Genomic DNA, 18,735 nt, shown 5'->3' with positions numbered 1-18,735 from the left:
GCCGGCGCCCGCTCGGCCCTGGACCAGGAGACCCGCGAGACCGCCGGCCGCCAGCGCCGCCTGGAGAGCCTGGAGCGCGACCACGCCGACTGGACCAAGCGCCGCGAGGCCTCGGCCAAGCGCGAGACCAGCCTGGACGCCGACCGGGTCAAGGCCGCCGCCGCCCTGGAGGCCGCCCGCGAGGCGCCGACCGTCCTGGCCGAGAAGCTGGTCGTGATCGTCGAGCAGTTCGCCGCCGCCGAGGATCGCCGGTCCAAGGCCTCGGACGCCCTGGAGGCCGCCGAGACCGCCCGCCTCAACGCCGACCGCGCGGCCCGCGCCGCCGAACAGGCCGCCTCGGAGGCCCGCGAGAAGCGCGCCGGCCTGGTGGCCACCCTGGACGCGGCCCGCGACCGCTTCGCCGAGGTGGCCGGCGCCATCCGCGAACAGGCCCGCATGGAGCCCGAGGAGCTGGGCCGCCACGTGGCCGGCGAGGCCGTGGCCGTGCCCAAGGACGCCGCGGGCGTAGAAGCCCACCTCTTCGCGCTTGAACGCGAGCGCGACGCCATCGGCCCGGTGAACCTGCGCGCCGAGGAAGAGGCCAACGAATACGCCGCCCGCCTGGAGACCATGCGCACCGAGCGGGCCGACCTGTCGGGCGCGGTGGGCAAGCTGCGGGCCGGCATCGAGGAGCTGAACGCCGAGGGCCGCGAGCGCCTGCTGGCGGCGTTCGAGGTGATCAACGCCCACTTCCAGACCCTCTTCCAGGCGCTGTTCGGCGGCGGCCAGGCCGAGCTGCGGCTGATCGAGAGCGACGACCCGCTGGAGGCCGGCCTGGAGATCTTCGCCTGCCCGCCCGGCAAGCGCATGGCCAGCATGAGCCTGATGAGCGGCGGCGAGCAGGCCCTGACCGCCAGCGCCCTGATCTTCGGCGTCTTCCTGGCCAACCCGGCCCCGATCTGCGTGCTGGACGAAGTGGACGCGCCGCTGGATGACGCCAACGTCGACCGCTACTGCAACATGCTGGACGAGATGCGCCGCCGCACCCGCACGCGCTTCATCGCCATCACCCACAACCCGGTGACCATGAGCCGGATGGACCGCCTGTTCGGCGTGACCATGGCCGAGCGCGGCGTGAGCCAGCTGGTCAGCGTGGACCTGTCGACCGCCGAGCAGCTGGTCGCGGCGCAGTAGGCTTCAAAAGAAAAAGGCGCGCCCCTCGCGGAGCGCGCCTTTCGTCTTTTCGCCGTGGCCGAAACCGCTATTGCAGCTTCGAACCGACCTGGCCGATCGCCGTGTCGACGAGGCCGTCCGAGGCGCCGGTCGCGAGACGGGCGACCAGAATCTGCTCGGCGGCCTGGGCGGCGAGGTCGACAGCGGCCGACTTGACGTCGGCGGCGGCCTGGGCCTCGGCCTGGGCGATCTTGCGCTCGGCCATTTCGGCGCGGCGGGCGATCTGCTCTTCCAGCTTGGCCTTGGCTTCCGACGCGATCAGCGCGGCGTCGGCCTTGGCGGCTTCCAGCATGCCGGCGGCCTGGCGTTCGGCCTCGTCCCGTTGAGCCTTCACCTCGGCGAGCAGGGCCTGGGCCTCTTCCCGCAGCTGGTGGGCCTCGTCGAGTTCGGCCTGGATCTTCTCGGCGTGGGCGTCCAGCGCCTTGAACAGGGCGCCGGGCAGGACCTTGAGCACGACCAGCAGGCCGATGAACAGGGCCAGGCCGATCAGGACCCACAGCTCGGGGTTGGCGAGATCGAAGAGGGCTTCGTGTTCCATCGTCGTCTCCTTAGGCCAGCGAGGCCTTGAGCTCGGCGGCCGAAGCCGCCTTGCCCGTCAGCTTCTCGACAATGGCGCCGGCCGTTTCCGAGGCCACCGCGCGGACGTGGCCCATGGCCCCGTCGCGGGCGGCCTGGATGCGGGCTTCGGCGGCGCTGAGCTTTTCAGCCAGCACGGCCTCTTCCTTCGCCTGGCGTTCGGCGGCTTCGGCCGAAGCCTTGGCCTTGGCGTCCGCCGCGGTCTTCTGGGCCTTGGCGCGAGCCTCGGCCACCTCGGCGGCGGCCGCGCGGGCCTGCGCCTCGGCTTCGTCCTTCAGACGACGGGCGTCGGCGATGTCGCCGGCGATCTTGGCGCCGCGGGTCTCGATCGCGCCGCTGACCCGAGGCAGGAGCGCCTTGGACAGAACCGCGTAGAGGACGGCGAAGATGAGCACGAGCCAGACGATCTGGCCGCCCCAGTGCTGGAACTGCAGCTGGGGAAGCCCGCCGCTTTCCTGCCCGTGGGGGGCCTCGGTCGACTCGACCGTGCCTTGATGTTCCGTCGCCATGGGCGAAGAAGCCTCTTAGTTTGGAGCCCGCCCCAACGCGGGAAGGGCTCGAAGAACGGTTCTGGGGCGCGTCGGTCCGCCGGACCGGCCGCGCCCCAGGGTTATCACTTCGAGAACAGGATCAGGAAGGCGATGACCAGGGCGAAGATGCCCAGGGCTTCGGTCAGAGCCATGCCCAGGAACAGCATCGGGCGCTCTTGAGCGGCCGCGGTCGGGTTGCGCAGGRCGCCTTGGAAGTAGTTGCCGAACATGATGCCGAGGCCGATGCCCGCKCCGATCATGCCGAGCATGGCCAGGCCGGCGCCGATGAACTTAGCGGCGGAAGCGTCCATTGTTGAGACTCCTTAGGGAAGACTGTGTTGGTTGATAGACTAAAGGGTGATCAGTGGCTGTCGAGGTGCACGACGTCGTTCAGATAGACGCAGGTGAGCACCGCGAACACGAAGGCCTGGAGGAAGGCCACCATGAACTCTAGGGCCGTCAGGGCGACGACGGAGGTCAGCGACAGGATGCCGATCGGCCAGTAGATCGGGGTCATGGCCAGCAGGATGGCCACGAAGGTCGCGAAGATCTTCAGCACCACGTGGCCGCCCAGCATGTTGCCGAACAGACGGAGGGCCAGGGTGATCGGGCGGATCAGGAACGAGATGATCTCGATCGGCACCAGGATGATGTAGAGCACCGGCGGCACGCCCGACGGGGCGAACAGCTTGAAGAACTTGAGGCCGTTCTTGGCGAAGCCGACGCCGATGACCGTCAGGATGACCATCAGGCCCAGGGTCAGGGTCACGGCCAGCTGCGAGGTCGAGGTGAAGCCCAGGAAGTTGCCGGTCCAGCCGAACAGCATGCCCTGCAGGTTGGCGAACAGCACGAACGAGAACAGGGCGAAGACGAAGGGCAGGTACTTCTTGCCGTCGTGGCCGATGATCGAGCTCGTCAGGCCGTCGACGATTCCATAGAGCATCTCGCCCACGGTCTGCAGGCGGCCGGGAACCACCGCGCCCTTGCCGGCGAAGCTGTAGAAGGTGACGATCAGGAACGCCGACAGCAGCATGGCGGCGACGGAATTGGTGATCGACATGTCGATCACGCCCAGGCCCGGGACAGTGAAGGACGGCAGCTCCACGATCTTTTGGATCATGAACTGGTGCATCGGGTCGATCGGCGTGGCCAAGGCCCTAGTCTCTCTTCTGCTTGGGGGCGGTGGACCCGCCTCCMGTGTTCTCGTCGTCCGTGGCCCCCGGGGCCTTGGCCGACGCCTGCGCGCTCAGTTTCATCGCCTTGCGGACGATGGTGTAGATCGAGATCCCCATGCCGATCAGCAGACCGCCGACCATGCCCCAGGGCCCCGTGCCGGCGTAACGGTCGAGCAGCCAGCCGAAGCCGAGCCCCACCAGAACGCCCCCGATCAGATCCGCCAGGAGACGATAGCCGTCCTGGGACGATTTCTCGTGCTCGGCGCGCCCCGGCTGCTCCGCCGCTTTCCGCGCCTCGAAGGCGGCGATCCGAGCGTCGAGGCTCTGCGGAGCCTTGTCGTTCGGTTCGTCGGCCTTGGGCATGGGTGCGGTCAGGTCCGAAAACGCCCGCGGCCGCCCCAATAGAGGCGGTTTTCCGGCCGGCTTGATCGCGGCGGAACCTATAGGGCGCGCTGCGGTGCGTCAAGGTTGGCCGGTATACTCTCAAGTATCGGTTTTATAACGGGTTTTGGAGATTTTCGAGCCATGCGTCGGAATCAGCGCGCCCTTACGTGATCGCCGGTCGCGGCGGACGGCGGGTTCCGGGCGGCCGGTTCCGTCGCGGAACCCGCGGCCAAGCTCGGGTCGGACGCCCCGCTGTGGAAAACGACCGTCCGCGCACCCCGCCCCGTCGCGCGCTGTGTCCATTTGCCCAAGGCCCCAGGCGGGGATGATCAATTGCTTTTCGCGGCGTTTTGGGGTCTTAGGAGCGCACTTTCCACCAACCAGAAGATTCATGTCGCATCTGAAGAACACCGGCTTCGCCGATCGCATCACCGCCGCCGCCGAAGCCAAGAAGGCCATGCTGGCCAAGATGAAGGTGAAGCCCACCGTTCAGGATCCCAATTTCGAGCAGCGCCACGCCGAGCGCGAAGCCGAGTTGGAACGGGTCCGCGCCGAGCGCGCCGCGATCAAGGAAGCCGCCCGTCAGGAAATCCTGGCTCGGGAAGAGGCCGCTCTCGCCGAGAGGCGCGCCGAGCGCAAGGAGCGCAAGGCCCTGACCGCCGCCGAGCAGAAGGCCGCCCGCGACGCCAAGTACGCCGCCCGCAAGGCGCGCCAGAAGTAATCCAACGATCCACCGCTTGCTCTACGCGTGGTCCCGGGCCCGTCTGTGAGCGTGGCAGCCGAAAGTGGTCGCCGGTTTCGGCGACCGCCACGCTCCCTTTAAGTGGCCGGAGCCCCAGAGGGGCTCTGGGCGCGGACCACGCGAAGGCTCTGAGCATATGCACGTCGATTTCGCCCTGCTGGCCACGATGTTCGCGGTGGCCGCGATCGCCGGGGCGTTCGACGCCATCGCCGGCGGCGGCGGTCTGCTGACCGTCCCGGCCCTGCTGCTGACCGGCATGAACCCCGTCGCGGCCCTGGGCACCAACAAGCTGCAGGGCGCGGTCAGCGCCATCTCCTCCACCAGCGCCTTCGCGAGACGCGGCCTGATCGACTGGAAGACCGCCCTGCCCGTGGCCGGCGCGGCCGCCGTCGCCGGCCTCTGCGGCGCCCTGTGCGCCAGCCTGCTGTCGCCGCGCGTGCTGGCGGCCCTGGTCCCGGTCCTGCTGATCGTCATCGCCCTCTATTTCGGGTTCTCGAAGGGGCTGAAGGGCGAGGACGTGCACCCCCGCCTGACCGTGCCGGTCTTCGCCTTCTGCGTCGCGCCGCTGATCGGCTTCTACGACGGGATCTTCGGCCCCGGGGCGGGGGCCTTCTACATGGTGGCCATCGTCACCCTGCTGGGCTACGGCGCGCTGAAGGCCACCGCCCACACCAAGCTGGCCAACGCCGCCTCGAACCTGGGCAGCCTGTCGCTGTTCATCCTGAAGGGCGCGGTGATCTGGCCGATCGGGCTGGTCATGGCCGCCGGGGCGTTCCTGGGCGCGCAGGTCGGCTCGCGCCTGGCCATGCGGTTCGGCGCCCGGCTGATCCGACCGCTGCTGGTGGTGATGTCGTGCGCCATGGCCGTGAAGCTGCTGAGCGATCCGGCCAACCCGCTCCGGCACGCGGTCGTCGGGCTGTTCGGCGGCTAGCGTCCGCCCCCTATGGGAGCGGACAGACGGCGACGCCGTCAGGTGGGCAAGTGATGGGCGGCAGGATGCAAAACGGTTAGCGCGGCGACGGCGACCATTTGCCCCCTCMGGGCCTTCAGCCCTCCTCCCCCAGAGGGGGAAGAAGGTCTAGGCCGGCTGCTTCTTCAGCCAGCGCCGCCGCAGGTACTTCCGCCCGCGCTTCAGCACCCGCCAGTTCGCCTTGCGCAGGAACAGCTTCTCTGAGCGCAGCAGCTGCTGCCAGGCCACCAGCATKATCTCGGGCTCGCGGCGCATCAGGCGGCGGATCGGGAAGATCAGCTTGGGATGGCGGCGCTGCCAGCGCAGGAAGCGGCGCTTGGCCTGGAACGAGTTGCGCAGCACGATCATCAGGCCGACGACCAGCAGCGGCAGGCCCAGGTGCCCCGGCAGCGGCGTCAGCACCACCCCGGCCAGCAGCACGAGCACGCCGAAGGCCAGCGCCGCCCAGCGGGCGACGCGGCCCGCGGTTTCACGCAGGACGAGGGCCAGACGGCGACGGCGGCGGTAGAGCCTCGAAGGCAGTMTGGCGAGCGTTTCGGCGGTCGAGCTMACGGCCGCTTCTTGAGCGTCGAGCGCTTGAAGGACTGGCGCCAGCGCTTGGCCACGCGCCAGCGGCGCGGGAGGATCAGGCGCTCCATGCGCAGGACCTGCTGCCAGGCGACCGGGAACACCTCCGGCTCGCGGCGCAGCAGGCGGCGCAGGGGGAACAGCAGCTTGGGGTGCGCGTGCTGGAACCGCACGAACTGCTTGCGGGCCCGGAACGAGTTGCGCAGCACCAGCATCAGGCCGGCCACGGTCAGCGGCACGCCCAGGGGGCCAGGCAGCGGTGCGATCAGAAAGCCCGCCACGATCAGGATCAGGCCCAGCGTCACCAGAACGACGCGCGAAATCCGCCCGAGAAGCTCGCGGGCGAGTTCATCGGCGACGGAGAAACGCACGGGCGGCATGGCGAGGGCGAGGTTCATAACGGGGCGAAACGGCTTCCGTGGTCCGTTCGATCCCGGCGAAAGACCGGCCTCCTCGGCTCACAGAACCCGATATGAGAACGGGGCGCCCTTCCGTAAAGGCGCCCCGTTCCTCTTTCGTGCGAGTGTGGCGCCTATTCGGCGGCCAGTGGCGCGGCGGCCACAGGTTTCCACCTCAAGCGTGGTTTACGCGCGGCAAGGGTCTCGTCCAGGCGCTTGAGCGGCGCGTGGTACGGGGCGCCTTTGAAGCGCTCGACCTCGCCCGCCTTCGCCGCGCCGGCCAGGGCGCGCAGGGCGGTGATGAAGCGGTCCAGCTCCTGCTTGCTCTCGGTCTCGGTCGGCTCGATCAGCATCGCGCCGTGGACCACCAGCGGGAAGTACATGGTCATCGGGTGGAAGCCCTCGTCGATCATCGCCTTGGCGAAGTCGAGCGTGGTCACCCCGGTGCCTTCCAGCCAGGCGTCGTCGAACAGGGCCTCGTGCATGCACGGGCCGTTCGGGAAGGCCGGGCTCATCAGGTCCGACAGGCGGGCCTTGATGTAGTTGGCGTTCAGGACCGCGTCCTMGGCCACCTGGCGCAGGCCGTCGGCGCCGTGGCTTAGCATGTAGGCGTAGGCCCGCACGAACATGCCCATCTGGCCGTGGAAGGCGCTCATCCGGCCGAAGGCCTGGGCGGCGGGGCCCTTGGCCTCTTCCACCAGGTGGAAGCCATGCTCGTGGCTGACCACCCACGGGGTGGGGGCGAACGGGGCCAGGGCCGCCGACAGCACCACCGGACCCGCGCCCGGACCGCCGCCGCCGTGCGGGGTGGAGAAGGTCTTGTGCAGGTTGATGTGCATGGCGTCGACGCCCAGGTCGCCCGGACGCACCCGGCCGACGATGGCGTTGAAGTTGGCGCCGTCGCAGTAGAAGTACGCCCCCGCCGCGTGGGTCAGGCGGGCGATCTCGACCACGTCGCGCTCGAACAGGCCGCAGGTGTTGGGGTTGGTGACCATGATGGCGGCCACGTGGTCGCCCAGCTTGGACTCCAGGTCCGCCAGGTCCACGCGACCGTCATCGGTCTGGGCGATCTCGACCACGGTGTAGCCGCAGAAGGCCGCCGTGGCCGGGTTGGTGCCGTGGGCGCTGGTCGGGGCCAGCACGGTCTTGCGATGGCCGTTGCCGGCCGCCTCGTGGGCGGCGCGGATGGCCAGCAGGCCGCACAGCTCGCCGTGGGCGCCCGCCTTGGGCGACAGGGCGACGGCCGGCATGCCGGTCAGCGTCTTGAGCCAATGCGCTAGGCGGTCCATCAGCTCGATGGCGCCCTGCACCGTCGACTGCGGCTGCAGCGGGTGGATGTCGGAGAAGCCCGGCAGGCGCGCCATCTTCTCGTTCAGGCGCGGGTTGTGCTTCATCGTGCACGAGCCCAGCGGATACAGCGCCAGGTCGATGGCGTGGTTCTTCTGCGACAGGCGCACGTAGTGGCGCACGGCCTCGGGCTCGGACAGGCCCGGCAGGCCGATCGCCGAGGCGCGGACCAGGTCGCCCAGGTCATCCGCCGCGGGAGCGTCGGGCAGGTCGACGCCGGTCTTGTCCCAGGCGTCCAGCTCGAAGATCAGCGCCTCGTCCTGCAGCAGGCCGCGGGCCCCGGTCAGGGTGGGATGGACGTAGTCGTTGGCGTCGGTGGCGGTTTCAGGACGGGTCGGGCGTCCGACGGAATTCATGCTCATTGGGCCAGCACCTTGGTCAGGGCCTTGGAGAAGAGGGCGATGTCGCCGTCGGGCGTGGTCTCGGTGGCGGCGACCAGCAGGACGTCGTCGAGGCCGGCGGCCGGGTCGAGGCGCGAGAACGGCACGCCGGCGATGACGCCGTTGGCGGCCAGGGTCTCGACCAGCTCGGCGGCGTTGCCCGGGACCTTGATCGCGAACTCGTTGAAGAAGCGCGGGGTCAGCACCTGCACGCCCGGCACGGCGGCCAGGGCGTCGCGCAGCTTCACGGCCTTCTGGTGGTTGACCAGGGCCAGGCGGCGCAGGCCCTTCTCGCCCAAGAGGCTCATGTGGATGCTGAACGCCAGGGCGCACAGGCCGCTGTTGGTGCAGATGTTCGACGTGGCCTTGTCGCGGCGGATGTGCTGCTCGCGGGTCGACAGGGTCAGGACGAAGCCGCGGCGGCCCTCGGCGTCGACCGTCTCGCCGCAGAGGCGGCCGGGCGCCTGGCGGACGTATTTTTCCTTGCAGGCGAACAGGCCCACATAGGGACCGCCGAAGTTCAGGCCGTTGCCGATCGACTGGCCCTCGGCCACGACGATGTCGGCGCCCATCTCGCCGGGCGACTTCAGCAGGCCGTAGGACACGGCTTCGGTGGTCACGACGATCAGCAGTGCGCCGGCGGCCTGGGCGGCGGCGGCGATCTTGGTCACGTCGGTGGCGGTGCCGAACACGTTCGGGGTCTGGACGACCACGCAGGCGGTGTCGGCGTCGATGGCGGCGATCACCGCGTCCTCGGCGTCGACGGCGGCCGGCAGGCGGTCGGTGGCGACGCCGGCGGCGTGGGCCAGGGTCTCGACCGTGCCGACATATTGCGGGTGGACGCCGCCCGACAGCACCGCCTTGTTCCGGCGGGTGACGCGGGTGGCCATCATCACCGCCTCTGCGGCGGCGGTGGAGCCGTCATAGAGCGAGGCGTTGGCCACTTCCATGCCGGTCAGGGCCGCGACCTGGGTCTGGAACTCGAACAGCACCTGCAGCGTGCCCTGGGCGATTTCCGGCTGATAGGGCGTGTAGCTGGTCAGGAACTCCGACCGCTGGATGATGTGGTCGACCGTGGCCGGCACGTGGTGGCGATAGGCCCCCGCCCCCACGAAGAACGGACCTTCCGAGGCCGCGCGGTTGCGGCGCGACAGGCTGAGCATCTCGCGCTCGACCTCCAGCTCGCCGGCGTGGAACGGCAGGTCCACCGGCTGGGCGCGGCGGGCGACGGCGGGGACGTCGACGAACAGCTCGTCGATCGACTCCGCGCCGATTACGCCGAGCATGTCGGCGCGATCTTCGGGTGTGAGGGGGAGGTAGCGCATGATCTTTACTTCTTGAGCTGGACGTAGCTAGCGAGCTTCACGCCCTTGCTCAGCTCCGTTCCGTAGTTGGGGGAAATGCCGGCAAGCGTGGCGATCTCTCGGAGATTCCGCCCCTTCAGCTCATCAGCCCGTTCAATTCCAAACAGGTGGACAGTGACTGCGAGCTCTCCTTCGGCAGCTCGCTCGCGAGCGGCCTTGAGGTCGGCGGCGAGCTGCTCATTCGTCATCGCTACAGCGTGCCGAGGAAGGCTTCGTACGCGTCGCGGTCCATCAGGGCGTCCAGCTCGGCGGCGTTGCTGAGCTTGACCTTGGCGAACCAGCCGCCGGCTTCCGGCAGGGCGTTGACGGTCTCGGGGCTGTCGCCCAGCGTCTCGTTGGCCTCGACCACCTCGCCCGACACCGGGGCGTAGACGTCCGAGGCGGCCTTGACGCTCTCGACCACCGCCAGCTGGTCGCCCTGCTTCACGGTCTTGCCGACTTCCGGCACCTCGACGAACACCACGTCGCCCAGCTGCTCAGCGGCGTAGGCGGTGATGCCGACGGTGGCGATGTCGCCGGCGACTTCGACCCACTCATGGTCCTTGGTGAACTTCATGGTCTTGGCCCTCTGATCTCTAGGGTTTGCGCACGTAGCGGGTGGGGACGAACGGGCTGGCGACGACCTCGGCGGCCGCCGGCTTGCCCCGGACGATGACTTTCAGCGTGTCGCCGACCACCGCGAATTGCGGGGGAACGAAGCCGATGGCGATGGCGCCGCCGAAACTGGGGCCGAAGCCCCCGCTGGTGACCTTGCCGATCACGTTGCCGTCGGCGTCGGCGATCTCGGCGCCTTCGCGGGCCGGGGCGCCTTCCAGCACCTTCAGATTGACGCGCACGCGCTTGAGGTCGCCGGCCAGTTCCTTGCCGATGCGCTCGGCGCCCGGATAGTCGCCGGCCTCGCGGCGGCTCTTGCCGACGGCGAACGGCATGCCGGCCTCGATCGGCGAGACCGTCTCGTCCATGTCGTGGCCGTACAGCGGCAGGCCGGCCTCCAGCCGCAGGCTGTCGCGAGCGCCCAGGCCGATGGGCTTGACCCGCTCATCCTCCAGCAGGGTGTTCCAGATCCGGGTGGCTTCGGTGGCGGGGACCGAGATCTCGTAGCCGTCCTCGCCGGTATAGCCAGAGCGCGAGATGATCAGGTCGGTCCCAAAGCCCGTCACGGCTGCGCTGTCCATGAACACCATGTTGGCCGCTTCGGGCACGTGGGCGGCCAGGACGGCGGCGGCCTCGGGGCCCTGCAGGGCCAGCAGGGCGCGGTCTTCCAGGCGCTGGACCGTCGCTTCGCCCTTCAGGGCCTCGGCGATGATCGCGTAGTCGTTGTCCTTGCAGGCGCCGTTGACGACGATGAACAGGCCGTCGTCGTCGGGGCGCGCCGTCATCAGGTCGTCGATCACCCCGCCCTCGGCGTTCAGCAGCACGGCGTAGCGCTGCTTGCCGGGCTTGAGGCTCTGGTAGTCGGCCGAGACCAGCTTCTCGAAGCTCTTGGCGGGGTTGTCGCCGCGCAGCCGGGCCTGGCCCATGTGCGAGACGTCGAACAGGCCCGCGTGCTCGCGGGTCCACAGGTGCTCCTTCAGCACCCCGTCCTTGTACTGCACCGGCATGTGGTAGCCGGCGAACGGCACCATGCGGGCGCCGGCCGCGACGTGCGCGTCGTACAGCGGGGTCTTCTTGAGGTCTTGTTCGGACACGCTTTTGGGCTCCAATCGGGGTCGGCGACGCCGCCCGGCTTTCGCCAGGTGGTCTCGCCCCCGCTGTCCCTTTGACCTGAGAGATTCCGGTCCAGCCAGCTGAACCTTGCTCCTTCGGCGGGCAGACCTGTCGGGCTGCCTCTTTCCAGCGTTCCTAAACCCGCGCGGTCCTTTTGCCTGAGCGTTTCCGGGGCGGTTGCGCCTTCGGCCTCGGGACGAGAATCCCGATGTCTCCCGCGAGGGTCGAGGCGTGTTTGGGCGACGGTGCGGGCGGAGTCAACGGGGAAGGCGCTCCCTTCGATCCGTCATTCCCGCCCTTGTGGCGGGAACCCCTGGTTCAGCCCGCGCGTGAAGCGCATTGGCGCGCCGACGCGCCACCCTTCCGCCCTTGCGGCGGACAGAGGGGTTCCCGCCACAAGGGCGGGAATGACGAGCGGTTAGGAGGCGGTTGAGTGTCGGCCGGCCCTCAGGCCGTCAGCAGGCGCGGCAGTTTGAAGGTCACTGTCTCGCGAGCCTCGACCAGTTCCTCGACGGTGACGTCGTAGCGCGTGGCCAGGGCCTCGATCACCCCCTGGACCAGGTCCTCGGGGGCCGAGGCGCCGGCGGTCAGGCCCACGCGGGACACGCCCTCGAACCACGACCAGTCGATGCCTCGGGCGTCGTCGATCAGCCGGGCGTCCCGGGCGCCGGCCCGCTTGCCCACCTCCATCAGCCGCACCGAGTTGGACGAGTTCCTCGACCCGACCACCAGGATCAGCTCCGAGGCGCCGGCCAGCAGCTTCACCGCCTCCTGGCGGTTGGTGGTGGCGTAGCAGATGTCCTCCTTGTGCGGGGCGGCGATGCCCGGGAAGCGCTGCTTGAGCAGGTCGACCATCTMGGCGGTGTCGTCGACCGACAGGGTGGTCTGGGTGAGGAAGGCGACGTTGGCCGGGTCCTTGGGGACCCAGGCGCGGGCGTCGTCGATGTCCTCGATCAGGGTGACGGTGCCCTCGGGCAGCTGGCCCATGGTGCCGACCACCTCGGGATGGCCGGCGTGGCCGATCAGCACGATCTCGCGCCCGGCGTCGAAATGCTTCTGGGCCTCGACGTGGACCTTGGAGACCAGCGGGCAGGTGGCGTCCAGATAGACCATCTCGCGGGCCTTGGCCGCGGCCGGCACGGTCTTGGGCACGCCGTGGGCCGAGAACACCACGGGGCGGTCATCGGGCGCCTCGTCCAGTTCCTCGATGAACACCGCGCCCAGGGCCTTCAGCCGGTCGACGACGTGGCGGTTGTGGACGATCTCGTGGCGCACATAGACCGGCGCGCCGAACTTCTGGATCGTCCGCTCGACGATCTGGATCGCCCGGTCGACGCCGGCGCAGAAGCCGCGCGGACTGGCCAGGACCACGCGGATTTCGCGGCGGCCGGGGCTGGGGATGGGCGAGTGGGCGTTMATGGCCCCGAACCTAAGGGTTCCGAGCCCCCCGCGCCAGCGTCCGACCGCCCCCTGGACGAAAAGTCCGCCGCATCCTGTTGAAACCTGCTGTACATTGCGACGTCACGCATATGCCTTTATCAGGCTCCATGACGCTGGCGGGGAATTCCCGCTCAAGCTTTCCAATCTCGAACCGGACGTTTCATGCGCCGCAACCTTTCTGTCGCCCTCAGCGCCCTGATGGCCCTCTCGATCGCCGCCACCGCGACGACCGTCCATGCCCAGCAAGGGGGACGCGGCGGTCCCGGCGGCGGCCAAGGCGGCGACGACGACCAGGCCGCCAAGAAGAAGAAGCGCGACGACGAGTGGAACCAGCCCAAGGCCCCGCTGGCCCAGCTGCGCAACGCCGGCCCCTGCCCCTATGTGAAGGTGCTGTACGACGCCAGCCGCTACGTCGAGTTCAAGGACGGCAAGGAATCGGCCGCCCAGGCGATGTACACCGGCGAGATCCAGGGCCTGTCCTCGGGCTGCGCCTACAAGAGCAACGACCCGATCAAGATGCAGGTCCAGATGCTGTTCGAGATGGGGCGTGGTCCCCAGGCGAACAGCGACCAGAAGACCTACCGCTACTGGGTCGCCGTGACCGAGCGCAACAAGAGCGTCCTGGCCAAGGAATATTTCGACCTGCCGGTGAAGTTCGCGCCGGGCCAGGATCGCGTCTATGTGAACCAGACGCTGAACACCATCACCATCCCGCGCGCCGACGAAAAGGTCAGCGGCGGCAATTTCGAGGTCCTGATCGGCTTCGACGTGACCCCGGAAATGGCCGCCTTCAACCGTGACGGCAAGCGCTTCCGCGTCAACGCCGGCCAAACCCAGCAGGCCCAGACCCAAACCGGAAACACGCCCAAGCCATGAGTGATTTGAAGCGGTCCCTGAGCGAGGCGGCCGCGGCCGCCTTCCAGGCCGCCGGACTGTCCCCCGACTTCGGTCGCGTCACCGCGTCCGACCGGCCCGACCTGGCCGACTTCCAATGCAACGGGGCCCTGGCGGCCGCCAAGAGCGCCAAGCGCAATCCGCGCGAGATCGCCGTGCAGGTCGTCGACATCCTGAAGACCGACCCGCGCCTGGCCTCCGTCGAGATCGCCGGCGTCGGCTTCATCAACATGCGCGTCAGCGACGACGCCCTGGCCGCCCGCGCCAACGAGATCGCCGCCGACCCGCGCGCCGGGGCCGAGCCCCTGGCCAACCCGCGCCGGGTGCTGGTCGACTACGCCGGCCCCAACGTGGCCAAGCCGATGCACGTGGGCCACCTGCGCGCCTCGATCATCGGCGAGTCGGTCAAGCGCCTGTACCGCTTCCGCGGCGACGACGTGGTGGGCGACGCCCACTTCGGCGACTGGGGCTTCCAGATGGGCCTGCTGATCAGCGCCATCATGGAGGAGGACGCCTTCATCCGCGCCCTGCTCGAGCGCCTGGTAGAAGCCCCGCGCGGTTTCTCCAAGGCCGACGAGGAGAAGGTGATGGCCGAGTTCGCCCAGCGCGTGTCGCTGGAGGACCTGGACCGCATCTATCCGGCCGCCTCGGCGCGCCAGAAGGAAGATCCGGAGTTCAAGGAGCGGGCCCGCAAGGCCACCGCCGAACTGCAGAACGGCCGCTTCGGCTACCGCCTGCTGTGGCGTCACTTCGTCAACATCAGCCGCGTGGCCCTGGAGCGCGAGTTCCACGCCCTGGGCGTCGACTTCGACCTGTGGAAGGGCGAGAGCGACGTGCAGGACCTGATCGCCCCGATGGTCCGCCAGCTGGAGGTCAAGGGCCTGCTGGTCGACGACCAGGGCGCCCGGATCGTCCGCGTGGCCCGTCCCGGCGAGACCAAGAAGAAGAAGCTGGCCGACGGCACGGTGGTCGAGGTCGAGAGCCCCGACCCGCTGCTGGTCGTCTCGTCGGAAGGCTCGGCCATGTACGGCACGACCGACCTGGCCACGATCCTGGACCGCCGCAAGTCGTTCGATCCGCACCTGATCCTCTACGCCGTGGACCAGCGCCAGGCCGACCATTTCGAGCAGGTGTTCCGCGCCGCCTACCTGGCCGGCTACGCCGAGCCGGGCGGTCTGGAGCACATCGGCTTCGGCACCATGAACGGCCAGGACGGCAAGCCCTTCAAGACCCGCGCCGGCGGCGTCCTGAAGCTGCACGACCTGATCGAGATGGCCCGCGAGAAGGCCCGCGAGCGCCTGCGCGAAGCGGGCGCCGGMGCCGAGCTGTCGCCCGAAGAGTTCGAGGACATCGCACACAAGGTCGGCATCGCCGCCCTGAAGTTCGCGGACCTCCAGAATTTCCGCGGCACCTCGTACGTCTTCGACCTGGATCGCTTCACCAGCCTGGAAGGTAAGACCGGGCCGTACCTGCTCTACCAGGCGGTGCGCATGAAGAGCATCCTGCGCAAGGCAACCGAGCAGAAGTTCGCTTCGGCTCCCATCGTCGTCGGCGAACCGGCCGAACGCGACCTGACCCTGCTGCTGGACGCCTTCGAGGGCGCGCTGTCGGAGGCCTACGACAAGAAGGCCCCCAACTTCATCGCCGAGCACGCCTACAAGCTGGCTCAGAGCTTCTCGAAGTTCTTCTCCGCCTGCCCTGTTCTGACCGCCGAAGATCCCGACGTTCGGGCTTCGCGACTGACCTTGGTCGAGACGACGCTGAAGCAACTGGAACTGGCCCTGAACCTGCTGGGCATCGAGGCTCCGGAACGGATGTAGTCTCCGCCGGGACGCTCGAAATCCTCGGGCGTTCCGGCGAACTTCAGCTTTTCTCGGGGACGGCCGACGAAAAGGACGGGCTCACGCTCTTGACCGCCAGCGCCCGGTCCCGCATCCCCGCGCCATGGCCGTCTATACCGACATCACCGACGACGAACTCGCCGCCTTCCTGGGCGACTACGACCTGGGTCAGGCCGTGGCGTTCAAGGGCATCGCCGAGGGGGTGGAGAACTCCAACTTCCTGCTGGAGACGCAGACCGGGCGGTTCATCCTCACGGTCTACGAGCGGCGGGCCAAGCCGCAGGACCTGCCCTATTTCCTGGACCTGCTGACCTGGCTGGCCGATCGCGGCTATCCCAGCGCCAAGCCGATCGCCGACCGTTCGGGCGCCACGCTGAAGACCGTGCGCGGCAAGCCCGCCGCCTTGGTCGAGTTCCTGCCCGGCCTGTCGGCCCGCCGCCCGACCATCGCCCACTGCCGCGAGGCCGGCGAGGGCCTGGCCTGGCTGCACCTGGCCGGCGAAGGCTATCCGGCCCGCCGCGCCAACGACCTGGGCCAGCCGCACTGGGCCCCGCTGTTCGCCAAGCACCGCCAGGCCGCCGACGGCCTCAAGCCGGGCCTGGCCGCCACCATCGACAAGGACCTGGCCGAGCTGGCCCTGTCGTGGCCGCGCGGCCTGCCGTCGGGCGTGATCCACGCCGACTATTTCCCGGACAACGTCTTCTTCAAGCCGGACGGCAAGTTCGCGGCGGCCATCGACTTCTACTTCGCCTGCGACGACGCCTTCGCCTACGACATCGCCGTGACCCTGAACGCCTGGTGCTTCGAGTCCGACGGCAGCTTCAACATCACCGCCGCCCGGGCCCTGATCGCCGGCTACGAGCGCCGCCGGCCGCTGAGCCCGGCCGAGCGCGACGCCATCCCGATCCTGGCGCGCGGCGCGGCCATGCGCTTCTTCCTGACCCGCCTCGCCGACTGGGGCGCGACCCCGGCCGGGGCGCTGGTCAAGCCGAAGGATCCGCTGGAATACGAGCGCAAGCTGGCCGTGCACCGCGAAGGCCTCAGCCTGTTCGGAGCCGGCGCGTGACCCCCAAGCTGATCATCTACACCGACGGCGCCTGCCGGGGGAATCCCGGTCCCGGCGGCTGGGGCGCCCTGCTGATGTACGGCGACAAGAAGAAGGAGCTGTGCGGCGGCGAGCTGGCGACCACCAACAACCGCATGGAGCTGATGGGCGCCATCCAGGCCCTGGAGGCCCTGAACAAGCCGACCAAGGCCGAGCTGCACACCGACAGCCAGTACGTGATGAAGGGCGTCACCCAGTGGATCCACGGCTGGAAGGCCAAGGGCTGGAAGACCGCCGACRAGAGCCCGGTCAAGAACGTCGACCTGTGGCAGCGCCTGGACGCCGCCCGGGCCCGGCACGAGGTCGACTGGCGCTGGGTCAAGGGCCACGCCGGCCACGTCCACAACGAACGCGCCGACGAGCTGGCCCGGCTGGGCATGCTGAAGGCGCTGGGCGAACGGGCCTAGCACGACCGGGGACATGCCCTTGGGCGTGTCCCCATCAGCCTCTCTAAAAATCCGCTCATCCCGGCGAATGCCGGGACCCAGATGGAATGGCGGTGTGCCTGACGCCTCGGGCTCTGAGCTCTTCCAGTCAGCCTCTCCGCTTTGGGATCTGGGTCCCGGCATTCGCCGGGATGAGCGGGTTATTTTAGCCTACGCCGCCAACACCCCCGGCGCCTCGCCCGTCGCGAAGGCCAGGCCCTCGTCCTCCCAGCCGGTGACGCCGCCGATCATCAGCTTCACGGGGCGGCCCAGGGTCGCCAGCTTCAGCGCGGCGCGGTCGGCGCCGTTGCAGTGCGGGCCGGCGCAATAGACCACGAACAGGGTGTCGGCCGGCCACGCCGCCATGCGCTCGGCCGTCATCTCGGCGTGGCGCAGATGGATCGCGCCCGGCACGTGGCGGCGGGCATAGGCCTCCGGCGAGCCCACCACATGCAGCAGGACGAAGTCGACCTCGCCGGCCTTCATCGACGCGGCGACGTCGGCGCAGTCGGTCTCCAGGGCCAGGCGGGCGGCGAAGTGGGCGGCGGCGACCGGCGACGCGGCGGCGGGGATGGCGGAAACAAAGCTCATGACGGCCTCCTTGGTTGGCGAGGAAGACTTGCCCCAGGCGGCCGCCCGGCGTTAGCTGGCAGGATAGACATCGACCGTAAAGATCATGCCAAACGCCACCACACCCGCCGGACCCGCCAACCGGCGCGTCGTCGCCCTGGCCTATGACGGCCTGTGCACCTTCGAGTTCGGGGTGGCGGTCGAGCTGTTCGGCCTGCCCCGGCCCGAGATGGGTCCCCGCTGGTACGCGTTCGCCACGGCGGCCATCGAGCCGGGTCCGCTACGCGGCCTGGGCGGGGTGCAGGTCGTCGCCGACGGCGGGCTTGAATTGGTCGAAGCGGCCGGCACGATCATCGCCCCCGGCTGGCGCGGCGCCGACGCGCCGGTCCCTCGGCCGCTGATCGACGCACTGCGGGCCGCCCACCGCAACGGCGCGCGGGTGATGTCGATCTGCTCGGGCGTCTTCGTGCTGGCGGCGGCGGGCCTGCTGGCGGGCCGCCGGGCCACCACCCACTGGCGCTATGTCGACAGGCTGCGCGCCCTCCATCCCGACATCGATGTGCAGCCCGACGTGCTCTATGTCGACGAGGGCGACGTCATGACCTCGGCCGGCAGCGCCGCGGGCCTGGACCTGGGCCTGCACCTGGTGCGCCGCGACTTCGGGCCCGAAGCGGCCAACACCGTGGCCCGGCGACTGGTGATCCCGCCCCACCGCGACGGCGGCCAGGCCCAGTTCATCCAGCGGCCGGTGCCGACCGCCCACGAGGCCTCGCGCCTGTCGCCGATCCTCGACCGCATGCGCGCCGACCTTTCCCGCGAGCACACGGTCAAGGCCCTGGCCGACGCGGCCGGCATGAGCCCCCGCACCTTCCTGCGCCGCTTCGAGGCCGCMACCGGCACGACGCCGGCCCGCTGGCTGCTGGCCGAGCGCCTGGCCCGGGCCCGCGACCTGCTGGAGACCACCCCCTTCGGCGTCGAACAGATCGCCCAGGCCGTCGGCTTCGGCGCCCCGGCCCTGCGGCACCACTTCAGGAAATCACTGGCGACCACGCCCCAGGCCTATCGGGCGCGGTTTGGGGGCTAGGGCCATCAGCCTTTCCCCGCCCTC

The 18,735-nt window shown here is 69.5% G+C and carries 21 protein-coding genes, 1 pseudogene and 1 riboswitch; of the genes and pseudogenes, 8 read left to right on the top strand and 14 right to left on the bottom strand.

What is annotated here, in order from left to right; translation table 11 throughout:
* A partial coding sequence (locus AC1U89_RS21570) for a coiled-coil domain-containing protein (RefSeq protein WP_479901683.1) occupies positions 1 to 1,173 on the top strand: 1,173 nt, incomplete at its 5' end.
* Positions 1,174 to 1,240: 67 nt separating this feature from the next.
* On the opposite strand, the gene AC1U89_RS21565 is transcribed toward AC1U89_RS21570, so the two are convergent.
* The 5 genes from AC1U89_RS21565 to AC1U89_RS21545 all read right to left on the bottom strand — a co-directional run bounded on the left by AC1U89_RS21565 (position 1,241) and on the right by AC1U89_RS21545 (position 3,856).
* The gene (locus tag AC1U89_RS21565) at positions 1,241 to 1,750 is read right to left on the bottom strand and encodes a F0F1 ATP synthase subunit B (RefSeq protein ID WP_479901682.1); all 510 of its coding nucleotides are present in this window, start codon (positions 1,748 to 1,750) and stop codon (positions 1,241 to 1,243) included.
* Positions 1,751 to 1,760: 10 nt separating this feature from the next.
* Positions 1,761 to 2,297: a F0F1 ATP synthase subunit B family protein gene (locus AC1U89_RS21560; RefSeq protein WP_479901681.1), complete on the bottom strand. Its 537-nt coding sequence runs from the start codon at positions 2,295 to 2,297 to the stop codon at positions 1,761 to 1,763.
* Positions 2,298 to 2,401: 104 nt separating this feature from the next.
* Positions 2,402 to 2,629 carry a F0F1 ATP synthase subunit C gene (locus AC1U89_RS21555; RefSeq protein ID WP_479901680.1) on the bottom strand — a complete coding sequence of 76 codons (228 nt, stop codon included), beginning with the start codon at positions 2,627 to 2,629 and terminating at the stop codon, positions 2,402 to 2,404.
* Positions 2,630 to 2,679: 50 nt separating this feature from the next.
* A complete protein-coding gene (locus AC1U89_RS21550; RefSeq protein ID WP_479901690.1) occupies positions 2,680 to 3,450 on the bottom strand; it encodes a F0F1 ATP synthase subunit A in 771 nt (256 codons plus the stop codon).
* A gap of 25 nt (positions 3,451 to 3,475) precedes the next feature.
* Positions 3,476 to 3,856 carry an AtpZ/AtpI family protein gene (locus AC1U89_RS21545; RefSeq protein ID WP_479901679.1) on the bottom strand — a complete coding sequence of 127 codons (381 nt, stop codon included), beginning with the start codon at positions 3,854 to 3,856 and terminating at the stop codon, positions 3,476 to 3,478.
* A gap of 412 nt (positions 3,857 to 4,268) precedes the next feature.
* Between AC1U89_RS21545 and AC1U89_RS21540 the strand changes: the two genes are divergently transcribed.
* Entirely contained in the window at positions 4,269 to 4,598 is a 330-nt protein-coding gene (locus AC1U89_RS21540; protein WP_479901678.1) for a DUF6481 family protein, read from the top strand.
* A 157-nt stretch (positions 4,599 to 4,755) separates the two neighbouring features.
* Positions 4,756 to 5,550 (top strand): TSUP family transporter, encoded by a 795-nt coding sequence (locus AC1U89_RS21535; RefSeq protein ID WP_479901677.1) that lies wholly within the window; start codon positions 4,756 to 4,758, stop codon positions 5,548 to 5,550.
* A 147-nt stretch (positions 5,551 to 5,697) separates the two neighbouring features.
* On the opposite strand, the gene AC1U89_RS21530 is transcribed toward AC1U89_RS21535, so the two are convergent.
* The 8 genes and pseudogenes from AC1U89_RS21530 to ispH all read right to left on the bottom strand — a co-directional run bounded on the left by AC1U89_RS21530 (position 5,698) and on the right by ispH (position 12,753).
* Positions 5,698 to 6,111 (bottom strand): hypothetical protein, encoded by a 414-nt coding sequence (locus AC1U89_RS21530; RefSeq protein WP_479901689.1) that lies wholly within the window; start codon positions 6,109 to 6,111, stop codon positions 5,698 to 5,700.
* A 35-nt stretch (positions 6,112 to 6,146) separates the two neighbouring features.
* Positions 6,147 to 6,554, bottom strand: a pseudogene (locus tag AC1U89_RS21525) (hypothetical protein); the annotation flags it as partial.
* A gap of 134 nt (positions 6,555 to 6,688) precedes the next feature.
* On the bottom strand, positions 6,689 to 8,263 hold the full coding sequence (gene gcvPB, locus AC1U89_RS21520; RefSeq protein ID WP_479901676.1) for an aminomethyl-transferring glycine dehydrogenase subunit GcvPB: 1,575 nt from the start codon (positions 8,261 to 8,263) through the stop codon (positions 6,689 to 6,691).
* Complete coding sequence (gcvPA, locus tag AC1U89_RS21515) at positions 8,260 to 9,606, bottom strand: aminomethyl-transferring glycine dehydrogenase subunit GcvPA (RefSeq protein ID WP_479901675.1); 1,347 nt, start codon at positions 9,604 to 9,606, stop codon at positions 8,260 to 8,262. Before gcvPA ends, gcvPB begins: the two co-directional genes overlap by 4 nt.
* Before the next feature lie 5 nt (positions 9,607 to 9,611).
* On the bottom strand, positions 9,612 to 9,833 hold the full coding sequence (locus AC1U89_RS21510) for an HTH-like domain-containing protein (RefSeq protein ID WP_479901674.1): 222 nt from the start codon (positions 9,831 to 9,833) through the stop codon (positions 9,612 to 9,614).
* A gap of 2 nt (positions 9,834 to 9,835) precedes the next feature.
* Positions 9,836 to 10,201, bottom strand: coding sequence for a glycine cleavage system protein GcvH (gene gcvH / locus AC1U89_RS21505; RefSeq protein ID WP_479901673.1), 366 nt, complete (start codon positions 10,199 to 10,201; stop codon positions 9,836 to 9,838).
* A 19-nt stretch (positions 10,202 to 10,220) separates the two neighbouring features.
* A complete protein-coding gene (gcvT, locus tag AC1U89_RS21500) occupies positions 10,221 to 11,348 on the bottom strand; it encodes a glycine cleavage system aminomethyltransferase GcvT (protein WP_479901672.1) in 1,128 nt (375 codons plus the stop codon).
* A 140-nt stretch (positions 11,349 to 11,488) separates the two neighbouring features.
* A riboswitch (glycine riboswitch) is annotated at positions 11,489 to 11,580 on the bottom strand.
* 219 nt (positions 11,581 to 11,799) lie between these two features.
* Entirely contained in the window at positions 11,800 to 12,753 is a 954-nt protein-coding gene (gene ispH / locus AC1U89_RS21495; protein ID WP_479901688.1) for a 4-hydroxy-3-methylbut-2-enyl diphosphate reductase, read from the bottom strand.
* A 201-nt stretch (positions 12,754 to 12,954) separates the two neighbouring features.
* Between ispH and AC1U89_RS21490 the strand changes: the two genes are divergently transcribed.
* The 4 genes from AC1U89_RS21490 to rnhA all read left to right on the top strand — a co-directional run bounded on the left by AC1U89_RS21490 (position 12,955) and on the right by rnhA (position 17,039).
* The gene (locus tag AC1U89_RS21490) at positions 12,955 to 13,668 is read left to right on the top strand and encodes a Tat pathway signal sequence domain protein (protein WP_479901671.1); all 714 of its coding nucleotides are present in this window, start codon (positions 12,955 to 12,957) and stop codon (positions 13,666 to 13,668) included.
* Entirely contained in the window at positions 13,665 to 15,506 is a 1,842-nt protein-coding gene (locus AC1U89_RS21485) for an arginine--tRNA ligase (protein ID WP_479901670.1), read from the top strand. Before AC1U89_RS21490 ends, AC1U89_RS21485 begins: the two co-directional genes overlap by 4 nt.
* Positions 15,507 to 15,630: 124 nt before the next feature.
* Positions 15,631 to 16,593, top strand: a complete 963-nt coding sequence (thrB, locus tag AC1U89_RS21480; protein WP_479901669.1) for a homoserine kinase — start codon at positions 15,631 to 15,633, stop codon at positions 16,591 to 16,593.
* A complete protein-coding gene (rnhA, locus tag AC1U89_RS21475; RefSeq protein ID WP_479901668.1) occupies positions 16,590 to 17,039 on the top strand; it encodes a ribonuclease HI in 450 nt (149 codons plus the stop codon). The genes thrB and rnhA overlap by 4 nt, the downstream gene beginning before the upstream one ends.
* A gap of 189 nt (positions 17,040 to 17,228) precedes the next feature.
* On the opposite strand, the gene AC1U89_RS21470 is transcribed toward rnhA, so the two are convergent.
* The gene (locus AC1U89_RS21470; protein WP_479901667.1) at positions 17,229 to 17,648 is read right to left on the bottom strand and encodes a rhodanese-like domain-containing protein; all 420 of its coding nucleotides are present in this window, start codon (positions 17,646 to 17,648) and stop codon (positions 17,229 to 17,231) included.
* 85 nt (positions 17,649 to 17,733) lie between these two features.
* Here AC1U89_RS21470 and ftrA point away from each other — a divergent pair, with 85 nt between their 5' ends.
* The gene (gene ftrA, locus AC1U89_RS21465) at positions 17,734 to 18,711 is read left to right on the top strand and encodes a transcriptional regulator FtrA (protein WP_479901666.1); all 978 of its coding nucleotides are present in this window, start codon (positions 17,734 to 17,736) and stop codon (positions 18,709 to 18,711) included.
* Positions 18,712 to 18,735 lie beyond the last annotated feature (24 nt).

The organism is Caulobacter sp. 05T431 (assembly GCF_056665975.1).
The sequence above is the reverse complement of the archived record's forward strand: the minus strand, read 5'-3'. Positions and strand labels throughout refer to the sequence as shown.

Bases quoted from the DNA above. Each gene is read 5' to 3' on its own strand.
- AC1U89_RS21565 (WP_479901682.1), bottom strand. From the start codon at position 1,750: ATGGAACACGAAGCCCTCTTCGATCTCGCCAACCCCGAGCTGTGGGTC.
- AC1U89_RS21560 (WP_479901681.1), bottom strand. From the start codon at position 2,297: ATGGCGACGGAACATCAAGGCACGGTCGAGTCGACCGAGGCCCCCCAC.
- AC1U89_RS21550 (WP_479901690.1), bottom strand. From the start codon at position 3,450: ATGCACCAGTTCATGATCCAAAAGATCGTGGAGCTGCCGTCCTTCACT.
- AC1U89_RS21540 (WP_479901678.1), top strand. From the start codon at position 4,269: ATGTCGCATCTGAAGAACACCGGCTTCGCCGATCGCATCACCGCCGCC.
- AC1U89_RS21535 (WP_479901677.1), top strand. From the start codon at position 4,756: ATGCACGTCGATTTCGCCCTGCTGGCCACGATGTTCGCGGTGGCCGCG.
- gcvPA (WP_479901675.1), bottom strand. From the start codon at position 9,606: ATGCGCTACCTCCCCCTCACACCCGAAGATCGCGCCGACATGCTCGGC.
- AC1U89_RS21510 (WP_479901674.1), bottom strand. From the start codon at position 9,833: ATGACGAATGAGCAGCTCGCCGCCGACCTCAAGGCCGCTCGCGAGCGA.
- gcvH (WP_479901673.1), bottom strand. From the start codon at position 10,201: ATGAAGTTCACCAAGGACCATGAGTGGGTCGAAGTCGCCGGCGACATC.
- AC1U89_RS21490 (WP_479901671.1), top strand. From the start codon at position 12,955: ATGCGCCGCAACCTTTCTGTCGCCCTCAGCGCCCTGATGGCCCTCTCG.
- thrB (WP_479901669.1), top strand. From the start codon at position 15,631: ATGGCCGTCTATACCGACATCACCGACGACGAACTCGCCGCCTTCCTG.
- AC1U89_RS21470 (WP_479901667.1), bottom strand. From the start codon at position 17,648: ATGAGCTTTGTTTCCGCCATCCCCGCCGCCGCGTCGCCGGTCGCCGCC.